Origin of the sequence: Dyadobacter pollutisoli (genome assembly GCF_026625565.1) — a bacterium.
Taxonomy (GTDB): domain Bacteria; phylum Bacteroidota; class Bacteroidia; order Cytophagales; family Spirosomataceae; genus Dyadobacter; species Dyadobacter pollutisoli.
Window position 1 is genome coordinate 4,233,113 of the sequence record NZ_CP112998.1, and the last position, 20,633, is coordinate 4,253,745.

The window sequence follows — 20,633 nt, forward strand, 5'->3', positions numbered from 1 at the left end:
TTTAAATCAATGATAATGAATCGATTTGCCGGAGTAGTTTGTTTTTTAATGTCCTGGACGCTGCCTCTTTCCGATGAGGCAGCAACTTTGGAAACACCAATGGTCTCCATTAGCGGAGAGGCACAAGGGACCACTTATCATATCAAATACTTCGATGGCCAAAACCGAAATTTCAAGGTTCAAATTGATTCGATCCTGACAGAATTTGACAAATCACTTTCCAATTACCGGAAAGACTCGGAGATCGCCGAGTTCAACAAGTCCAGTTCACTGACATTCCGGCTACCTTATTTTTATCCTGTTTTAAAAAAATCAGAAGAAATATTTAATGCAACTGACGGCGCTTTTGACCCGACGATCATGCCGCTGGTGGAAGCCTACGGATTTGGCCCTAAAAAGAAAATAGACCCTGAGAATGCTAATGTTGATTCGCTGTTGCAACTGATCGGTTTTCAGAACATTCAGTTTAACAAAACCTCGGTCAGCAAAAAGAAGCCGCACATCAGGCTTGATTTCAATGGAATTGCCCAGGGTTACTCGGTTGACATTATTGGCCATTTTCTTGAAACTAAAAATATAAACCGGTTTATGGTCGAGATAGGTGGCGAGGTGGTTTGCAAAGGAAAAAAGAACGATGGACAGTACTGGGTTGCAGGGATAGAAAATCCGCTGGTTCCCGGCACATTGCATTCATCCATTGTGCTCGCCGACCGCGCCATGACGACGGCTGGAAATTACCGGAATCATTTCAAGAAAAATGGACAGGTTTTCAATCACATTATAAACCCCAAAACCGGGTCGATGGAGCAAAGTTCGGTACTGAGCGTGACGGTGATTGCCAAAGATGCGATCACAGCGGACGGCTACGACACAGCTTTTTTTGTAATGGGCCTGGATGGTATCAAACGATTTTTGACCAAGAGAAAAGATATAGATGTGTACGTTCTATACACCAACGACGAAGGCAAAATGGAGGCTTTTGTGACCGAAGGAATTAAGAATTTTATTAAAGAAACAGCGAATTAAATGCGAATTTCCATAACCCTTTTCCTGAACATTATTTTGCTGGGCAGCGTCTTCGCCCAGAAGAAAATCGTCAATTCGCTATCCAATGACGACATTCAGATTCATTGGCAGCAACAAAATGATAGCTGGCGGATCAACAAGATTTTGGTAAAAAAAGACGGCAAATGGGTGCAGGGACTCACTCCTTCCGGCGAGTACACATTACTCTATTCCGACACCAAAACTTCCGCCGAACCCAAAGAGACATTTGAAAAAATTACAGGCGGCAAATTCCCGGAGGACAACTACCATTACCAGCAGGAACAGTGGAAAGAAAGCACCACCGAGGTTTCATTGAACACAGCCGGCCAGGCTTTTCATTTTCTACCATCATCATTGCAGGCCAAAAATGGAGAACTGGAATTCAAGAAGGAAACCGAGGCGGCTACGGTTGTGGCAAACTGGAAACTCGACCCAAATTTCCCGGGTGACGTGCTGGTTACCATGACATTGACCCCGAAAAAGAAGGGCTATTTTTCACTGGCTACACCCACATTAGCAACTGTACCCACAGAACAAATGGCGTGGATATCGGTACCGGGCTACTTTCAAAGTAACTTTTTACAGAAAAATTTCGCGCTCGCATATGCATACGGACATGGCGCACCCGCCCGCCCGGTTGTTTACCGCGAACGTTGCGCCACCACGCTGAGCCCGCTGGTGAGTACCAAAAACGGCATCACATTGTCAGTCATTCCGGAGCCAGGGCTGGCGAGAGATCCGTGGGCGAAAGACAAAATCACGCAAACGGACTGGTTTTTAGGTTTGTCGCACATGAACCGTAAAGCCCAGCTTTCTCCTACCCTTTATTACCCGGTGTTGGGTGAACCAAAGTCGGAGCGTAATGCCGGAGAAACGATCAGCTACTCATTCCGGTACAGCCTTATTGCAGGCGACTGGTTCCAGGCTGCGAAGCATGCTGCTAATGATATTTACAAATTCCGCGAGACGCTGGCACTTCGGCAAAGCAAACAATCGCTGACCGACCGCATTGAAAAAATGCACCATTACCTCACCGATCCGGCAACTTCGATGTGGAACATTGAGGAGTTTGAAGGGAAAAAGATTGGTGCTCAATCCTATCTCGGTGGAGTGGTAGGCTCCAATAAAGACGCAATGAAAAACGCGGATTACGGTGCAATGTGGATGCTGGCCAATGCTACCAACGATCCCGAACTGAAAGAAAAAGTATTGCCCCCCGCACTCAATTTCAAACTGGTACAGCAAGAAACTGATAAAGGATTTTTTGACGGTGCCATTGAGGGTCAGTATTATTTGGCCAAAAGCAAAAAATTCGTCGAAGAATGGGGCGAGGTGGTGGAACCTATCGCACTGACTTACTATGTGTTACTCGACATGGGGAATATGCTTTTGTTTGATGCTAATAATACCGAGCTCAAAAACAGGCTGCGCCTTGGTGCGGATAAATTGCTTAACTGGCAGCGTGCAGACGGCAGCTGGGCAGTGGCTTACGACCGCAAAACGGAACAAGAACTTTTCAAAGATATCAAAGATGTAAGACCGACTTTCTACGGAATGATCGTGGCTTACCGACTTTTGAAAGATGAAAAATACCTGAAAGCGGCGCAAAAAGGCGCGGATTGGTTTATCAAAAATGCAGTTGAAACCGGCGCATTTCTGGGCGTTTGTGGCGATGCACGCTACGCTCCCGACTTTGCGACTGGCCAGTCAGCGCAGGCGTTGCTTGACCTTTATGATTTGACCAAAAACAAAAAGTACCAGGACGCAGCCATCACCTGCGCGAAAATTTACACCACTTCCATCTATACCCACCCCATCGCCAATCACAATGCTAAATCGGTGAATGGCGTCGCGAGGGAAGACTGGGAGATCAGTCAGACCGGGCTTAGCTTTGAACATGGCGGCATTTTCGGTTCTGCTACACGCCATGGCCCTATCCAGCTGGCCAGCCATGCGGGAATGTTTATCAGGATGTCGCAGCTGACCAACGAACCCATTTTTGCCGATATGGCGCGCTCGGCGGCGATTGGACGGGATGCATTTGTAGACAGCAAAACGAGTGTGGCTTCCTACTATTGGAATGCGATGAACCGCGGCGCCGGCCCCTACCCGCATCATGCGTGGTGGCAGATCGGCTGGATCACCGATTATTTGCTTTCAGAAGTAGCATTGCGATCTGCTGGAAAAGTGGAGTTCCCGAGAGGCTTTGTAACACCCAAAGTTGGTCCGCATCAAACCTATGGCTTCGAGGCGGGGAAGGTGTACGGAGAAAAAGCTAATCTGGTCATTCGCGAAGGATTTGTAGCGGGTATTCAGCCGACGGTAGACTGCATTTTGGCTGAGAATACCTCCAAAAATGAAGCGTACGTCATCCTTTTGAACAACCGTGCACAGCCTTCCAACGGGAAACTAACATTTGATCCTGACAAATGGGCTGCTGGTAAAAAGGTCAAAAATATTGCCAAAACTGTTTCGGGAGAAGCTATCAGCACTGCTTCGTATCAATTGCCTGGATTTGGAATGGAGGTATACACTGTGCGGTTTGAGTAAGGTTTTTAGTAAAAAATATTGAGTAATTATTTCAAAAAATGATTCGCATTAGCATTGGGATATTCATTCTGTTTAGTGTTTTCGCCAGCCAATTTACTTTGGCAGACGGAATAAAAATGCCCTGGTTTTTTAGCGATAATATGGTGTTACAACGTCAGAAACCTATTCATTTTTGGGGAACGGCTGCGCCGAAATCTACATTCACCATTGATTTTAATGGAGAAAAGAAAAAGGTAAAAGCAGAGCCGGGCGGCAACTGGAAAGTAACTTTTTCAGCACGGGAAGCCGGCGGACCTTATGAGATCAATGTGGTTTCGGATAGCTCATTTTCTTTCAAAAACGTAATGATCGGGGATGTCTGGCTTTGTTCCGGGCAATCGAATATGGAATGGCCGGTAAGCAAGGTATTTAATGCTTCCTACGAACTCAAAAACGCCGATCTGCCGCAGATCCGGTCTTTTACGGTTGCGAGAGAGATCAGTACCAATCCTCAGAGTAACACAACCAAAGCATTCTGGCAAGTCTCTACTCCTGAAAATGCTGCGGCTTTTTCGGCAGTTGCTTACTTTTTTGCGAAAGAAATTTACAGGACACAACACATTCCAATCGGCATTATCCACTCTTCCTGGGGAGGCACTTTTATCGAGCCCTGGATCGGGCTGCAAAGCATGAATGAGCATCCTGATTTCAAAGAACTGGCCGACAAATTCAATGCTAAATACAAGGGTAACAATGCGCTTGAAATGAGCCAGCAGGCCTATGCTACGGGTTCACAAAAATGGATGGAAAATTTGTGGAAAAGCGACAGCGGTTTTGTTGAAAAGTGGTATTCGCCAGCCTATCAGCCCAAGAATTGGAAAAAACTGATCGCTCCCGACTACTGGGAAAATCACGGCCTGCAAGATTTTGACGGAGTTGTGTGGCTACGCAAAGAAGTGAATGTACCTGCTTCGATGGCTGATAAACCACTCCTTTTGAACCTCGAAACATTGAAAGATTACGACATTACCTATTTCAACGGAACCGAAATCGCACGCGGGACCTGGCAGCCGGGCAGAAGAATTTATACCATCCCAAAAGAATCGGTAAAACAAGGCAAAAACCTGATTTCCATCCGACTTGAAAACTTGTCCGGATTGGGCGGTTTTACCAGTCGGGACGCTACTCAGCTATGGCTTAAAGAACTCTCAGAGTCAGAAAATCCATTGATAATCCCATTGTCTGGTGAGTGGCTTTTCAAGAGCAGTCTGGCTATAAATGCGTACCCTGCCAAACCAGCAGATCCTTCTGAAAACCGAAAAAATCCATCGGTAATTTATAATGCCATGATCGCACCTTTTGCTGATTTGGGGTTAAAAGGGTTTCTCTGGTACCAGGGCGAGGCCAATGCTTCCGATGCTGCCAAGTACAAAAAGTCGCTGCCGCTGCTGATTTCCGATTGGCGAAAACAATTTAACCAGGGAGAATTACCATTTATCATCGCGCAACTGGCAGGTTACGGTGCACTGACTCCCAATCCTGTTGAATCAAACTGGGCTGAACTACGCGAGGCGCAAATGGCGACGCTAGCTGTTCCGCAAACCGGCCTGGCGGTTACCATTGATGTCGGAAATCCTTACGATGTCCACCCGATTTATAAACAGCAGGTCGGCCAACGAATGGCAGCCGAAGCCAGAAGGATTTGCTACGGTGAAAACGGCCTCCAAACCTCTCCATTGTACGAATCGATGCAAATTGAAGGCAATAAGATCCGCTTGAAATTCAAATATGCAACGAATGGATTGAAGCCCAAAGAAGGCGCTTTGAAAGGATTTGCGATTGCGGGAGAAGACAAAAAATTTGTTTGGGCAAAAACCAAAATTGAAGGAAATGAAGTGATCGTTTGGCAGGATGGCATTGATAATCCGAAAACCGTACGCTATGCCTGGTCGGGCAGCCCGGTGGAAAGCAACGGCGCCAATCTTTACAACCAGACGGGCTACCCCGCCTCCCCATTCCGAACCGACAAACCGTAAAGAATAGTACGAAGCGCCGCTAGTAACGATCGCTCATTTGGAATAAAAACATTAAAACTCGAATACAACTAAAAATGCCGACAGCCGACCGCTGAAAGCCGACAGCCAAAATATGAATACCACCATTGATACCATTGTCATTCTCGTCTTTTCCGCATTCGTGATGGGCATTGGGATGTTGTTTGCCAGGACCGGGAGAAATTTGAAGTCATTTTTCGCAGGAGGCGAAGCCGTACCCTGGTTCATCGGCGGATTATCACTTTTCATGAGCTTTTTCTCCGCCGGGACTTTCGTGGCCTGGGGTTCCATTGCGTACAAACATGGCTGGGTAGCGATCACCATTCAATGGACAATGTGCATCGGCGCATTGGTAACAGCACTTTACCTGGCTCCTCGCTGGAAACGGACGGGCGCGTTAACAGCCGCCGAATTCATCCGCGAACGCCTGGGTTTACCTGTTCAAAAGACCTACATTTTCATTTTCACACTCGTCTCTGTTTTTATCAAGGGTTCAGTGCTTTATCCCGTTGCCAGGCTTGTGAGTGCCTCGCTGGACTTGCCGCTGGTACCTTGTACCATTGGTTTGGGATTGTTTATGATCGCCTACACGGCGGTCGGAGGGCTTTGGGCGGTGATGGTGACGGATATTTTACAATTCGTGGTTTTGTCGGCAGCGGTATTCATTTTACTTCCGCTATCATTTGATAAAGTCGGTGGCTGGGAAGGTTTCACGCAACGAATTCCGGGTGATTTTTTCAATCTTTTGAACGGCGAATATACCCTTGGTTTTGTCGCCGCATTTGTCATTTATCACATTTGCTACATAGGCGGCAACTGGACGATGGTACAGAGGTATACCAGTGTGGATAGTGAAAAATCAGCGAAAAAAGTGGCTTTTCTATTTGCCGGATTGTATCTCATCAGCCCCGTGATCTGGATGTTCCCACCGATGATTTACAAGGCCATTAATCCATCACTGACCGGCCTGGATACGGAAAATGCTTATCTCATGATCTGCAAACTGGTGCTGCCTCCCGGCCTGCTCGGGCTCATGCTCACCGGCATGTATTTCTCCACTTCTGCGAGTGCCAATACCGCTTTGAATGTAGTTTCGGCAGTATTTACCAATGATATCTATAAAGGAATGGTGAACCCGAAAGCTTCTGACAAGCAGCTGATCCGTGTCGCGCGTGGCTCCTCCTGGGTATTCGGGCTGGGTATGATCGGGATCGCATTACTTGTGCCTGCCGCGGGTGGGATCGTGGAAGTGGTACTGAGCATTTCAGCCATTTCGGGCGGGCCTTTGCTGGCTCCTCCACTTTGGGCATTGTTTTCAAAACGGCTCACCAGTAAAGTAACATTATGGGTTACGGGTGTTGGCTTGTCCGTCAATTTATTCTTCAAAATATTAGCTCCGATTCTGCTGGATTTCAAGTTATCGCGGGGAATGGAAACCATTGTGGGCGTCGGGTTGCCGTTACTGCTCCTGCTTGCTTACGAGCTGTGGTCACGATCGAATAACCTGACGGCCAATGAGTACCGGGAGTATCTGGTATCCAAAGAACAAAAGAGAATTAATGCACTGGAAGTCAATGAGGGGGAGGCGTTGGAGATCAAACGTCAGAATCGTTTTGGATTGCAGGTGATTGCCGGTGCGCTGCTTTTTACAGCAGTGATGCTTTATATTCTGAGTGTTTTGACGACTTCGGGTGCCGTGATTACGGCAGGGGTGGCGACGGTGGTTCTGATATCCTCATTGATCCCATTTTTGGCATCCAGGAAGGTCAGTGAAGTTTTACCAGTTCAAGAAAATCATCCGCACGCATGACAGATAATTTAGGAAATTCAACCGTTTTGAGAATGTTAAAATGCCGATCTTCTGAAATCAAATGGTCTGCGCTCGCCACTAATGCACAGTCAACATATTTATTGTCGTCTTCATCATTGTGCATCAATCCCCATTCGAAAAAGGTAGTCTGCAGTGTGCAGTTGTCGAGAGATAAAATCAACTTAATGACATTTTCGGCGATTTCAAAAGACGTTTTTTCGGCAATTTTTTCGTGGTATTCAAGCAAAATGTCATTACTGACCACCAATTCAAAGTCGCCCGCTCTGAGCGCATCAAAAATGGGACGGTATTTGGACTTTAAAGGAAGAGAAATCAGCAAAACATTTGTGTCCAGAACTATTTTCATTTGGAAACTTTGCTGCGAAGGTGCTCTGATTTCCAGGTTTCAATGGTCTGATCATTCCAGTCATTTTTGTCCCATAACTGACTCATTTGATTATCAATTTTTTCGGCAAAATAATCAGCCAACATTTTACGAATATCAGCTAATTCCTTTTCGGAAACGCTATACGGATACAACTTCAAAAGTTCGATTTGAAGATTGCTTAGTCGGCTCGGAATGGTCTGGGTTGATGACATCGCTGAAACTGTTTTTACAAAAATAACCTAATTCTCCTGAATTTCTTTAACGCTTTTTATGAACTATAGATTTCAAACATTACTCCTGATTATCGCCTATTGGGCGCCACAAACCACTTTCGCTCAGTATCATATCAAAGATCCGGGGGCGATATCGCTTAATGGGGATTGGTGGTTTGTGCTGGACCCGGCTGAGCTTGGAATTTCAAATCAGTGGTATAAAGAGAACGCGGCTAAGCCCTCCCGACAAGACAAGGTAACTGTACCGCACTGTTTCTCGACAGATGCCCGCTATGAATTTTACACAGGAACAGCCTGGTATCGTAAATTTTTTCCCTGGAAACCAACGTCAGGCAAACGCGTGATCCTGCATTTCGATGCAGCTTATTACAAAACCTACGTTTGGCTGAATGGCCAGAAAGTCGGCGAGCATGAAGGTGGTTACACGCCTTTCAGCTTCGATGCGACTTCTTTCCTCAAAGAAAGTGATAATGAGCTGGTCGTTGCAGTCAATAACAATACCTGGAAAACAAATACCATTCCAGGGGTCAAGGATAATGGAGATGTCGATGATTCCTTTGTAGGCTGGGTCAATTACGGCGGACTGACCCGCCCTGTTTACCTGACAATCGAGCCGGAGGTTTACGCTGAGAATATCAAAATTGAAACAACACCGGACCTTATTAAGAGCTCTGCCAGCATTACCGCCAAAATCCGGGTCAAAAATTCATCTTCAAACGCAGCTACGCCAAAAGTTGACTTTGTTGTTTTTCAAGACAAAAAACCAGTTTTATTACGGTGGAAAACGAGATCTGCTAGTATTCCCGCTGGACAAACTGCCTTCATTGAGGCAGAAGCAACAATTCCAGCCCCACAGGTAAAGCTATGGGACCTTGACCAGCCGAACCTGTACGAACTCAAAGCCACAGTCGGCTCGGACTCGATCGCTTCCCACTTCGGGATACGAAAAATCGAAATCCGCGACACACAGATATTGCTCAACGGAAAGCCATTAAAAGTCGGAGGAGGGAATCGTGTGCTGGATTACCCGGGATTGGGTTCAATGGAGCCGGACTGGCTTGTTGAAAAAGACTTCCGCCTGATGAAAGAGGCTGGTATGGAGTTCCAGCGGCTCACACATTATACTCCCGGTGAATATTTCTATGACCTGGCCGACAAACACGGAATGCTGATCATCACCGAAGCGGGGAACTGGCAACTTACCGGAAAGCAAATGGACGATGATTCCATGCGGAATAAATTCAAATCGCAGTTCAGGGAAATGGCCGAGCGGGATTGGAATCATCCGAGTGTGATGGCATACAGCGTTGGTAATGAATACCTTTCCGATGAGCCTGGTGGTCAGCGCTGGACGAAAGACATGATTGCATTCGCCAGAGAAGTTGATCCCACACGGCTCTACACTTTTGCGACAATGCGCCTGAATGCATTGCCCGCTAAGCCCGAAGATGAGGCCAGTCAGTACGTGGATTTTGTATCAACCAACACCTACGGTGGACACGCCAGGTCCCTCGATCATATCCACAAACTTTATCCCAACAAACCTGTATTTATCAGCGAGTGGGGTACGCGCTCCGACGGAGACAAAGGTGAAGCATACCAGGCGCAACATATCCGGGAAGTTGTGTCCGAGATCCGAAAAAGGCCTTATGTGGCCGGCATTTCATGGTGGACCTATAACGACTACCGCAGTAAATTGTTTGGTACGAATGTGAATGGCTACCGGCCCTGGGGTATAGTTGGTCCGGACCGATCTCACCGCCCTGCTTATGCGGTTCACCAGAGAGAATTATCACCGGTAACCATTGAAAAAGTAAGTTTCACAAAAGGTGACCAGGGGCAACATCAGCTGGTGCTGCGCATCACATCGCGCGCAGATTTCCCTTCACGGACTATCAAGGGATATACGCTTAAAACCGAAAAAACAGGCATTAACCTGCCAAACCTGAACCCCGGAGAAAGCAAGGACATTACGATTCCTGTTCTTGGATTTGATAAAACGATACATATAACAATCTCTAAACCAACCGGTTTTGCAACCCTTGAAACGGAGTTTGAACTGAAATAAGTCTTTGACATCAGTGACGATAGATGATTCTAACAATTCTTGACTATTCCTGACCATTAATGACAATTGACTGGCGATGGTCAATTGTCAACAAAACAGATATGCCATTTTTTTAATGACCTGACCAATGATAAAAGAAGAATCAACACACAAAAGAGAACCAAAAACATTAGCATTAGCATCGGACCTGGTGATTATCGGAGGCGGATTGACCGGTACCTGTGCGGCTGTAACAGCGGCGCGTGCAGGCTTGAAAGTGGTCCTGGTGCAGGACAGGCCGGTTTTAGGCGGTAACTGTTCCAGCGAAGTACGACTGTGGATACTGGGCGCTACTTCGCATATGGGCAACAATAACCGTTGGGCGAGAGAAGGCGGCGTGATCGACGAGATCATGCTGGACAACATTAACCGAAACCCCGACGGTAACCCGCTGATCTTCGACATTGTACTGCTCGAAAAAGTTGTGCAAGAGGCAAACATTACATTGCTTTTGAACACGGCTGTTTACGACCTCGATAAAAAGACAGGGACGGATACCATTGAAACTATATATGCCTTTTGCAGTCAGAATAGTACCAAATATATACTGACTGCACCATTCTTTTGTGACTCTTCGGGAGACGGAATTGTGGGCTTTCTGGCAGGTGCCGCCTTCCGTATGGGAGCAGAGTCTATGGAAGAGTTTGGTGAAAAATTCGCGCCGGACAAGGCTTACGGTGAGCTGCTGGGGCATTCTATGTATTTCTACTCCAAAGATATAGGACGCCCGGTTAAGTTTACTCCACCCTCTTTTGCGTTGCAGGACATTACTGAAATCCCGCGCTATAAAACCTTTAATCCGAAAGATTTCGGCTGCCGGCTATGGTGGCTTGAATACGGAGGCAGGCTGGATACAGTCCACGATACTGAAAAAATTAAGTGGGAGCTCTGGAAAGTTGTGTACGGCGCCTGGAATTACATTAAAAACTCAGGCGCATTTCCTGAGGCTGAGACTATGACATTGGAATGGGTCGGTACTATCCCCGGAAAACGGGAAAGCCGTCGCTTTGAAGGCGATTATCTGGTCAAACAGCAGGACATTGTTGAGCAAAAAAAATTTGACGATACCGTCGCATTCGGAGGATGGAGCCTCGATCTGCATCCGGCCGACGGCGTTTACAGCGACCAGTCGGGCTGTAACCAATGGCATAGCAAAGGGGTTTACAGCATTCCTTACCGCTGTTTTTATAGTAGAAATATCAATAACCTTTTCATTGCGGGCAGGATCATCAGCGCTACACACGTGGCGTTCGCGTCGACACGGGTTATGGCTACAAGCGCGACGGGCGGGCAGGCGGTGGCGGTGGCGGCAGCGATTGCGAAAAAATACAGTTGTACGCCGAGGGAAGTCGGTGAGCTGTATCTGGAAGAACTGCAACTGGAACTGTGGCGTTCGGGACAATATTTGCCTCAGACCAAAATCTCAGATCCTGACAATCTGGTTGAAAAAGCGAACATTACGGCTTCATCCAGCCTGCAACTACACGAATTGCCTGGTTCGGATCACTGGGCAAACATTGAACATTCAGTAGCACAAATGCTTCCAATACACGGAAAAATGCCTGCAATGACAGTATGGGTGGAAGCATCGCAACATACCACTTTGAATGTGGAGCTTCGGAAAAGCAGCAAGGCATTCAATCACACGCCCGATATTACCCTGGAAATGAGAAGCTTTGCACTGGCACCCGGTAAACAGGAAATTCTGCTCGACTGGGCGGAAAATTTTGAAGAGGAATGCTATGCTTTCGTGTGTTTTATTAAAAATGAAAACATCAAAATACAGGCTAGCGAAAAACGTGTGACCGGTATACTGACCGTTTTCAATGCGACGAATCCTGCTGTCTCCAACTATGGAAAACAAGAGCCTGGTGAAGATCTCGGTGTGGATACTTTCGAGTTCTGGTGTCCGCAGCGACGCCCGGAAGGCCGAAACCTGGCTTTTACATTAGCTGAACCCATTCGCCTTTTTGAACCTGAAAATATCCGGAATGGTTTTCATCGTCCGATAGCCAGCCCTAATGCCTGGGTTGCCGCATTTGATGACCAACACCCTGAAATTACGGTGGAATGGAACAGTCCCGTCGGCGTTTCAACCATAGAACTGGTGTTCGATACCGACTTCGACCATCCTATGGAAAACGTAATTTATGTGCATCCCGAAACGGTTATGCCGTTCTGTGCAAACGATGTCGAAATCTTTAATGATCAAAATGAATTGATAGGTAGCATAAAAGAAAATCACCAGACCAAAAGAACAATAAATGTCGCACAGTCCGCAGCAACGCGATATTTGAAAATCAAAGTGACCAATTCCAATCCCAATGTCCCTGCTTCACTGTTCGAAATCCGTGCCTATGCCTGAGTTGTCTCTTACTTTCTTCTTTGAAAATTAACAATTTGGTCTTAAATTTGCGCTCCTTATAGCAAACTACCGTTTGCTATTTTGTTGACTGTTTACTCTATAATAATAGTATACTACATAGACTTTGAAGGAAGCGGCGGACTTTTCACCCTCATCTGATGCCACAAACGACTGGGAATCCCTGCATGTAGCTTACATTGCAAGTGGTGATCCTGAGGAAGATCGGCGTTTGGCCGCTCTTGCGAGAGAGAAAGGCCAGGTAGTTTTTCTGAGAGATTTACCAGAAGAATCCGATTTTCGTTTCAATGCATCCGCAGGATCTGACGCCATTTCAGCCCATGCTTCGGAAGATCCTAAGAATAATACAAAATCTCCGTTGACCTGGGAAACCATTCAGCAAAAAATATGGGCCGCTACCATTCGAAAACGTAGCAGGACAGAAATAGCGGTTAATATATTCTCGGCGATCGCATTGATGATCGTGGGACATTTGTTGTTCACGTTTGTTACTTACGATCGTCTGACAGTTCTCTGGAACGATCTCGAACTGAACGAAAACTTCTTTTATTATGTACTGGGCGGCTTCGTTGCGCAAATGATCGACGGAGCATTGGGTATGGCATACGGGGTTACTGCCTCCACTTTTCTGCTTACCCTGGGCGTACCACCATCCGCTGTGAGCGCCAGCGTTCATACTTCCGAGATATTCACCAGTGGCGTTTCAGGCTATATGCACCTGAAATTCGGCAACGTTAACAGCAAGCTTTTCAAAAAGATTTTGTTCCCGGGTGTCCTTGGTGCCATTGCCGGCGCTTATCTGTTGTCTTCTTTTGAACAATATATTTATATAATTAAGCCTTTGGTGGCAGTTTATACGCTGATACTGGGAATTCTTATTATTCAGAAAGCGTTAAAGAAACGAGTTGAAAAACGGCCGATTACCAAAATAGGCTGGCTGGCAATGGCTGGCGGAACACTGGATTCGATCGGTGGCGGAGGATGGGGACCCATCGTTACTTCTACCCTGATTGCCAGAGGACGCCACCCCAAATACACGATCGGCTCGGTTAACCTGGCCGAATTTTTCGTTTCGCTGGCAAGCTCGGTCACATTCATCAGCATCATCGGATTTTCGCACTGGCAGGTGGTTTTAGGTTTAATATTAGGTGGTATGGTATCCGCCCCCATCGCCGCTAACCTTTCCAGAAGATTGCCTATTAAAACAATGATGATCATGGTTGGTACCATTGTCGTTATTGTGAGTTTGAGAATTATCTATATGGTTTTGAGTAGCTTATAATTCAAGATCTATTTAAAAATAAAGTAAAACAGGCTGACAGCCGAAAGCCGACAACCGAAGTATCTACATCATGAAAAAGCAAACCAAAGCGATACGTACCCAGACACCGAAAACAAAGTATCGTGAGCATTCCACTCCTCTGTTTTTGACCAGCAGCTTCACATTCGAAAGCGCTGAACAGGGAAAAGCCCTTTTTGAGGAAACAGAAGACGGAAACATTTACAGCCGTTTTTCCAATCCTAGTGTTCAGGAATTTGTAGACAAGGTTTGCCTTCTGGAAGATTGCGAAGATGGAGTTGCCACTGCGACTGGTATGGCTGCAGTATTCGCCAGCATGGCTGCTTTGCTGAAAAGTGGAGACCATATCCTGGCTTGTCGTGCGCTTTTTGGCTCGGCACATCAGGTGATCACGCAGATACTGAGCAAATGGGGCATTACCCATACTTACCTGGATGCGGATGCGAGCGAGGCTGATTGGGAAGCTGCGGTGCAGCCCAATACAAAAATGATCTATCTCGAAACTCCTTCCAATCCGGGTCTCGACCTGGTTGATCTGGCGATGATCGGAAGGATTTCAAAAAAGCATAACATTATATTCAACGTAGATAACTGTTTCGCATCACCTGCTTTGCAGAACCCCGCGGATTACGGCGCAGACCTTGTTTTGCATTCAGCAACCAAATTTATGGACGGTCAGGGCCGCGTATTGGGCGGAATTGTAGTGGGTAAGAAAGAGTACATTAAAGAATTGAGATTTTTCTGTCGCCAGACTGGACCGTCTATGTCTCCATTCAATGCATGGGTTTTAAGCAAAAGCCTTGAAACGTTGAGCCTGAGAATGGAGAAACATTCTTCTAACGCATTGCAACTAGCAACGGCTTTGGAAAAACATCCTGACGTAAAACAGGTAAAATATCCGTTCCTGGAATCACATCCGCAATATCATTTGGCCAAACAGCAAATGAGTGCCGGCGGTGCCATTGTTACCATTGAACTGGAAGGTGGTTTTGAAAGAGTGGCAGCGTTTATGGATGCACTTGAAATTGCATCATTGTCGTCCAATCTGGGAGATACCAGAACAATCGTTACCAATCCGAACACGACAACCCACGCGAAACTGAAACCGGAAGAAAAGCAGGCTTTGGGTATTACCGAAGGCTTGATCAGGATTTCGGTTGGTTTGGAAGACATTGAAGACCTGATCGAAGATTTCACCAACGCCGTAGAAGTGTCTGTGAAAAGTGATATATTAGAGTAACATAAGGCGCTTACCCAATCACCATGAACAACATATCATTATCCTCTTTAAACGCTGCCATTGAAGGCAAAAGTGAGATAGAATCGCTGGCGATACTGGCGGACCTGTTTCCGGGCGAAGTCGTGTTTTCAACCAGCCTTGGCTACGAGGACCAGGTGATCACAGATTTCATTTTAAAGAACAATCTGAACATTACGATCTTCACATTGGATACTGGAAGGCTTTTCAGCGAAACTTATATGACGCTGCAAAAAACCAACAACCGGTACGACACCAAAATAAAGGTTTACTACCCGCAAACAGCCGCCGCAGAAGAGCTGGTAAGCACAAAAGGCCCGCTAAGCTTCTACGATTCGGTTGAAAACAGGAAAGAATGTTGCTTCATCCGTAAGGTAGAACCTCTGAACCGTGCATTGAAAGGCGCTAAAATCTGGGTTACGGGTATCCGGGCAGAGCAGTCCGGAAATCGTCAGGGAATGGAGCGGCTGGAAGTATACGAAGCGCATGACCTGATCAAGTTCCATCCTATCCTTGACTGGTCGTTTGAAGAAGTAAAACATTATGTGAAGTCCAATGGCATTCCTTATAATCCATTGCACGATAAAGGTTTTGTAAGCATTGGTTGCGCACCCTGCACCCGTGCGATCCAGGAAGGTGAGGATTTCAGGGCCGGCCGTTGGTGGTGGGAAGACGAATCGAAAAAGGAATGTGGATTGCATGCCAAGTAGCTATCGGCCGTCGGCTTTCGGCTATCGGCTTTGATTAGAAACGATTACAATTTTTGATAGCCGACTGCTGATAGCCGACGGCAAAATTTTTTGAAGAAAAATTAAATTCAATATGTCAATTTCAGTTAAAGAGGCCTCCGATATCAATATTCGTGAGTTAGGTACCGAACGCAGAACTCCGGATTATCTGGATCAACTGGAAGCCGAGGCCATTTACATTATGCGTGAAGTGGCTGGCCAGTTTGAGCGCCCTGCCTTGTTGTTTTCTGGTGGAAAAGACTCGATTACGCTGGTTCGTCTGGCGCAAAAAGCTTTTGCCCCTGGTAAAATTCCTTTTCCTTTGGTCCATATCGATACAGGACACAATTTTATCGAAGCGATCGAGTACCGCGACGAGCTGGCTGAAAAAACCGAATCGAAGCTGATTGTGAGATATGTGGAGGATACGATTAAAGCAAAAGGACTGAAAGAACAAACCGGTAAAAATGCAAGCCGTAACTGGTTGCAGACCTTTACTTTGTTAGATACCATCGAAGAATTTGAGTTCGATGCCTGCATAGGCGGTGCACGCCGGGATGAGGAAAAAGCCCGTGCTAAGGAGAGAATATTTTCCTTCCGCGACGAATTTGGTCAATGGGACCCGAAACGTCAGCGTCCTGAGCTTTGGAACCTGTTCAATGGTAGGATCCAAAAAGGCGAAAACGTTCGCGTATTCCCGATCTCCAACTGGACTGAGCTCGACGTATGGGCTTACCTTAAAAGAGAAGGCATTACGCTTCCTTCCATTTACTTCGCACATGAGCGTGAGTTGATCTTGAGAGATGGAAAGCTGCTGAACAATACCCCTGTTATTGAAAAAGATCCTGAGGACCAGATCGTAACGCGTCAGGTCCGTTTCCGGACTGTGGGTGACATGACCTGTACCGCAGCGGTTGAATCGAGCGCAGCAACCCTGGACGAAGTTATTGCTGAGATCACTGTTTCGAGGATCAGCGAACGCGGCGAAACCCGTATCGACGACCAGCAAACAGAAGCGGCAATGGAAGACAGGAAAAAGGGGGGATATTTTTGATAGAGTTTAGAAGTTCAGGAGTTTATGAGTTCAAAGTATTTACTCATAAACTGTACTCATAGACTTTAAACTCATAGACTTTAAACTTAACAAGGTGGATTTATTAAGATTTATTACAGCAGGTTCCGTAGATGACGGAAAAAGTACGTTGATCGGACGCTTGCTTTACGATACAAAAAATATTCTGGCGGATCAGATGGAAGCCATTGAGCGCGCCAGCAAAACCCGCAATACAGGTGAAATTGATCTTGCATTGCTGACCGACGGTCTTCGTTCGGAACGCGAGCAGGGCATTACCATTGATGTTGCCTACAAATATTTTCAGACGCCAAACCGTAAGTTTATCAGTATCGATGCGCCGGGACACATTCAGTACACCCGAAACATGGTTACCGGTGCTTCCAATGCGGACCTGGCGATTATCCTCGTGGATGCCCGTCACGGTGTGGTGGAACAAACCCGCAGGCATTCATTGATCGCTTCGATGCTGGGCATTCCCCATGTTATTGTTGCTATCAATAAAATGGATCTTGTTGGCAATTCAGAAGATGCATTCCTGGAGATCGCAAAATCGTACGAGGAGTTGGCTAAAAAGCTTAATATCAAAGATCTGACTATTATTCCGGTAAGTGCTTTGAACGGTGATAACATTGTGGACAGATCTGCAAGCATGAGCTGGTATACCGGCGAAACATTGCTTTCTGTTCTGGAAAATGTGAATGTACTGAAAGACCAGAATCAGGAAGACGGCCGTTTTTCTGTACAATATGTGATCCGTCCGCAAACTGATGAGCTGCACGACTACCGTGGTTATGCGGGTCGCGTTCAGAGCGGAAGCTTCAAAAAAGGTGATCTTGTTAAGGTACTACCGTCTGAAACAGAGTCTAAAATTGCTAAAATCGAATTTGGCGGAAACGAAATTGAAGAGGCGTCTGTTTTAGAATCAGTAACAATTCTGCTGGAAGACGACGTTGACATCAGCCGCGGAGATAGCATTGTTTCACTGAACAATTCTCCGGTTGTGAGTCAGGATATAGAGGCGCTGGTATGCTGGATGGACGACAGAAAGACATTGAAACCAGGTAATAAATATGTACTTCAACATGGCACAGCAAGATCACGCTGTTCCGTCCGTGACATTGAGTACCAGATTGACATCAATTCATACGAAAAACTGGACGAGGTTGAAAGCCTGAAACTGAACGATGTCGCAAGAATCGTTTTGAGAACTGCCCAGCCTATTGCCTACGATCCCTATCAGAAAAACCGCGCAAACGGCGCCGCCATTCTGATCGACGAAACATCAAATGTTACCGTTGGGGCTTGTATGATTGAGTGACATTGTCCCACTTCGGCTCCGCTCAGTGTGACAATGTCATTGCTGTCACACTGAGCGGAGCCGAAGTGGGACAAAATAATATACTATTCCGATAGACGATTAGATTACAAGAAATACCATCATGAGCGAAATTATCATTTCTGACAAAGTATCCGCCGTTGCAAAGCGTGATATCATTGATTTAAACAACAAAATCAATGCCTTTAACTCGGGGGAAACACCGGAAGAAGCCTTCCGTAAGTTTCGTCTGACACGTGGCGTATACGGTCAGCGCCAGCCAGGCGTGCAAATGATCCGTATCAAACTCCCCTACGGACGCATCACTGCCGACCAGCTCGTGCGCATTGCCGATACATCCGACAAATTTGCAACCGGTAACCTGCATGCAACAACGCGCCAGGATATCCAGCTGCATTTTGTAAAGCTTTCGGATTCGCCTCAATTGTGGGCTGACCTGGAAGATGCGGGCATTACATTGAAAGAAGCTTGCGGAAATACTATCCGGAATGTTACGGCATCGTCGGTAGCGGGTATTGACCCTGACGAACCCTTTGATGTAACGCCAATTACCCATTCGATATTTACTTATTTCCTTCGCAATCCTATTAACCAGGATATGGGGCGGAAATTTAAAATAGCGGTTTCTTCTTCCGAAAAAGACTCTGCGTTGGCATTTATCCACGACGTCGGTCTGATCGCCAAAATGGGCGTGAATGAGGTTGGGGAATCAGTAAAAGGTTTCAAAGTGCTGATAGGCGGAGGACTGGGCGCACAGCCTTTTTCAGCCCAGACAGCATTTGAATTCCTGGAAGAAAAAGACGTTATCCCGTTCATTGAAGCGTTACTTCGTGTTTTTGACCGTTACGGGGAGCGCGTACGTCGTCACAAGGCACGTATGAAGTTCCTTTTGAACGACATGGGCCTCGAAGGAATGATGGCCAAAGTGGAGGAAGAACGTACCGCTGTTAAAAACAAAGTCTTCACTATTCCTGAGGATTTGTTTGGCACGAACGAAATCGAATCCATCAATCATGCGCCTCGTCCTTCATTGAGCGAAGCAGAGATTTTGAAGATCGCAGCCGAAAGTATTGATGCTTCCCAACTGGACACTTTTACAAAATGGCTTCGTACCAATACATTTGAACAAAAACAAAAAGGCTGGTACGCAGTTCAGCTGAGGGTATTGCTGGGCGATATGAGCTCGGATACTGCCCGTTCACTGGCTGACATTGTACGTCAATATGCAGCTGACGATATTCGTGTAACAGTGAATCAGGGATACATTCTCCGTTTTGTAAAAGGCGAAGATCTGGTAGCGATCTATCACGAACTGGCAAAATTGGGACTTGTTGCCCCGGGTTTTGACAGTACTATGGACATTACTACCTGCCCCGGAACTGATACCTGTAACCTCGCGATTTCAAGCAGCTACGGAATTACCCGTGTACTGGAAGATGTGATGAGAGACGAGTTTCCGGAAATGATCTACAACCAGGATATCAAAATCAAGATCAGCGGATGTATGAATGGCTGCGGCCAGCATAATGCGTCCAACATTGGTTTCCACGGGAGCTCTATCAAAAACGGCAAGCTGGTACTTCCTGCTTTGCAAGTATTGCTCGGAGGTGGTTTTTCAGGTGATGGCATCGGTTTGATCGGCGATAAGGTGATCAAAGTCCCTACCAAACGCGGACCGGAAGTGTTGCGTACGCTTTTCAATGATTTTGAAACGAATGCATACGATGGTGAGTACTACAATCAATACTATCAGCGCCAAACGAAAAACTACTTCTTCCAATTGCTGAAACCGATCGCCGATCTGTCCACATTACAGGATGACGATTACCGCGACTGGGACCATGATGAATTATTTAAAACCGAGATCGGGGTAGGAGAATGTGCGAGTGTGCTGGTGGATTTGGTTGCTACAACCATTACGGAAGGACAGGAAAAACTGAACCTTGCCAAAGAAAACTACGAATCAGGCATTTGGGCTGATGCTATATATCATGCTTATAATGTACTGATCACAGGTGCAAAAGGTTTGTTGATGACCAAAGATATGACTACTAACACACAGTACGGCATTATCAATGACTTTGAAACACATTTCGGTCAGGAGTTCAAATATGAAACGCCTTCGGAATTTACACTGGCTGACAAAGCAGAAACACCATTCCGTTCTCTTGCTTTCAGTATCAATAAATTTGAACCAACGGAAGCATTCGCGACATACTTTTTGAGCACTGCCGAGCAGTTCCTGGATTTTGTCCGCAACACCCGTGAAGCACAATTAATGGAAACCGGCGAGCCCGTTTTGCAGGAATTGTCATTTGGAAAAGATAGTTAATATGGCAGTCGGCTTTCGGCCGTCGGCAATCGAGCTTAATGCCGAGGGCCGAA

At 46.4% G+C, this 20,633-nt stretch carries 14 protein-coding genes; 12 read left to right on the top strand and 2 right to left on the bottom strand.

The annotated features are described in order from the left end of the window. The first annotated feature begins 15 nt into the window (after positions 1-15). The 4 genes from ON006_RS17315 (at position 16) to ON006_RS17330 (ending at position 7,440) form a co-directional block, all read left to right on the top strand. The gene (locus ON006_RS17315) at positions 16-1,026 is read left to right on the top strand and encodes an FAD:protein FMN transferase (protein WP_244820630.1); all 1,011 of its coding nucleotides are present in this window, start codon (positions 16-18) and stop codon (positions 1,024-1,026) included. Next, a complete protein-coding gene (locus tag ON006_RS17320; protein WP_244820631.1) occupies positions 1,027-3,597 on the top strand; it encodes a glycerophosphoryl diester phosphodiesterase in 2,571 nt (856 codons plus the stop codon). Between the two features lie 38 nt (positions 3,598-3,635). Then, on the top strand, positions 3,636-5,612 hold the full coding sequence (locus ON006_RS17325; RefSeq protein ID WP_244820632.1) for a sialate O-acetylesterase: 1,977 nt from the start codon (positions 3,636-3,638) through the stop codon (positions 5,610-5,612). Between the two features lie 112 nt (positions 5,613-5,724). After that, on the top strand, positions 5,725-7,440 hold the full coding sequence (locus tag ON006_RS17330; RefSeq protein WP_244820633.1) for a sodium:solute symporter family protein: 1,716 nt from the start codon (positions 5,725-5,727) through the stop codon (positions 7,438-7,440). Here the strand turns inward: ON006_RS17330 and ON006_RS17335 are convergent. Further along, on the bottom strand, positions 7,397-7,807 hold the full coding sequence (locus ON006_RS17335) for a putative toxin-antitoxin system toxin component, PIN family (RefSeq protein WP_244820634.1): 411 nt from the start codon (positions 7,805-7,807) through the stop codon (positions 7,397-7,399). The genes ON006_RS17330 and ON006_RS17335 overlap by 44 nt on opposite strands. Continuing rightward, the gene (locus ON006_RS17340) at positions 7,804-8,040 is read right to left on the bottom strand and encodes a DUF8507 family protein (protein ID WP_244820635.1); all 237 of its coding nucleotides are present in this window, start codon (positions 8,038-8,040) and stop codon (positions 7,804-7,806) included. Before ON006_RS17340 ends, ON006_RS17335 begins: the two co-directional genes overlap by 4 nt. A 58-nt stretch (positions 8,041-8,098) precedes the next feature. Between ON006_RS17340 and ON006_RS17345 the strand changes: the two genes are divergently transcribed. The 8 genes from ON006_RS17345 (at position 8,099) to ON006_RS17380 (ending at position 20,580) form a co-directional block, all read left to right on the top strand. Further along, positions 8,099-10,129, top strand: coding sequence for a glycoside hydrolase family 2 protein (locus ON006_RS17345; protein WP_244820636.1), 2,031 nt, complete (start codon positions 8,099-8,101; stop codon positions 10,127-10,129). A 127-nt stretch (positions 10,130-10,256) separates the two neighbouring features. Further along, a complete protein-coding gene (locus ON006_RS17350) occupies positions 10,257-12,533 on the top strand; it encodes an FAD-dependent oxidoreductase (RefSeq protein ID WP_244820637.1) in 2,277 nt (758 codons plus the stop codon). 124 nt (positions 12,534-12,657) lie between these two features. Next, positions 12,658-13,833 carry a TSUP family transporter gene (locus ON006_RS17355; protein WP_244820638.1) on the top strand — a complete coding sequence of 392 codons (1,176 nt, stop codon included), beginning with the start codon at positions 12,658-12,660 and terminating at the stop codon, positions 13,831-13,833. Positions 13,834-13,903: 70 nt separating this feature from the next. Next, entirely contained in the window at positions 13,904-15,091 is a 1,188-nt protein-coding gene (locus ON006_RS17360) for a trans-sulfuration enzyme family protein (protein ID WP_244820639.1), read from the top strand. Between the two features lie 23 nt (positions 15,092-15,114). Next, positions 15,115-15,819, top strand: coding sequence for a phosphoadenylyl-sulfate reductase (locus ON006_RS17365; RefSeq protein ID WP_244820640.1), 705 nt, complete (start codon positions 15,115-15,117; stop codon positions 15,817-15,819). Positions 15,820-15,931: 112 nt separating this feature from the next. Next, a complete protein-coding gene (gene cysD / locus ON006_RS17370) occupies positions 15,932-16,891 on the top strand; it encodes a sulfate adenylyltransferase subunit CysD (protein WP_255772896.1) in 960 nt (319 codons plus the stop codon). A gap of 94 nt (positions 16,892-16,985) precedes the next feature. After that, entirely contained in the window at positions 16,986-18,230 is a 1,245-nt protein-coding gene (locus ON006_RS17375; RefSeq protein ID WP_244820641.1) for a sulfate adenylyltransferase subunit 1, read from the top strand. A 121-nt stretch (positions 18,231-18,351) separates the two neighbouring features. After that, complete coding sequence (locus ON006_RS17380; protein ID WP_244820642.1) at positions 18,352-20,580, top strand: ferredoxin-like domain-containing protein; 2,229 nt, start codon at positions 18,352-18,354, stop codon at positions 20,578-20,580. The last annotated feature ends 53 nt before the right edge of the window (positions 20,581-20,633 follow it).

What these genes read in the sequence shown, in the direction of transcription:
- cysD (WP_255772896.1), top strand. Translation starts at nt 15,932, where the DNA reads ATGTCAATTTCAGTTAAAGAGGCCTCCGATATCAATATTCGTGAGTTA.
- ON006_RS17320 (WP_244820631.1), top strand. Translation starts at nt 1,027, where the DNA reads ATGCGAATTTCCATAACCCTTTTCCTGAACATTATTTTGCTGGGCAGC.
- ON006_RS17340 (WP_244820635.1), bottom strand. Translation starts at nt 8,040, where the DNA reads ATGTCATCAACCCAGACCATTCCGAGCCGACTAAGCAATCTTCAAATC.
- ON006_RS17315 (WP_244820630.1), top strand. Translation starts at nt 16, where the DNA reads ATGAATCGATTTGCCGGAGTAGTTTGTTTTTTAATGTCCTGGACGCTG.
- ON006_RS17360 (WP_244820639.1), top strand. Translation starts at nt 13,904, where the DNA reads ATGAAAAAGCAAACCAAAGCGATACGTACCCAGACACCGAAAACAAAG.
- ON006_RS17335 (WP_244820634.1), bottom strand. Translation starts at nt 7,807, where the DNA reads ATGAAAATAGTTCTGGACACAAATGTTTTGCTGATTTCTCTTCCTTTA.
- ON006_RS17325 (WP_244820632.1), top strand. Translation starts at nt 3,636, where the DNA reads ATGATTCGCATTAGCATTGGGATATTCATTCTGTTTAGTGTTTTCGCC.
- ON006_RS17330 (WP_244820633.1), top strand. Translation starts at nt 5,725, where the DNA reads ATGAATACCACCATTGATACCATTGTCATTCTCGTCTTTTCCGCATTC.
- ON006_RS17380 (WP_244820642.1), top strand. Translation starts at nt 18,352, where the DNA reads ATGAGCGAAATTATCATTTCTGACAAAGTATCCGCCGTTGCAAAGCGT.
- ON006_RS17365 (WP_244820640.1), top strand. Translation starts at nt 15,115, where the DNA reads ATGAACAACATATCATTATCCTCTTTAAACGCTGCCATTGAAGGCAAA.
- ON006_RS17345 (WP_244820636.1), top strand. Translation starts at nt 8,099, where the DNA reads ATGAACTATAGATTTCAAACATTACTCCTGATTATCGCCTATTGGGCG.
- ON006_RS17350 (WP_244820637.1), top strand. Translation starts at nt 10,257, where the DNA reads ATGATAAAAGAAGAATCAACACACAAAAGAGAACCAAAAACATTAGCA.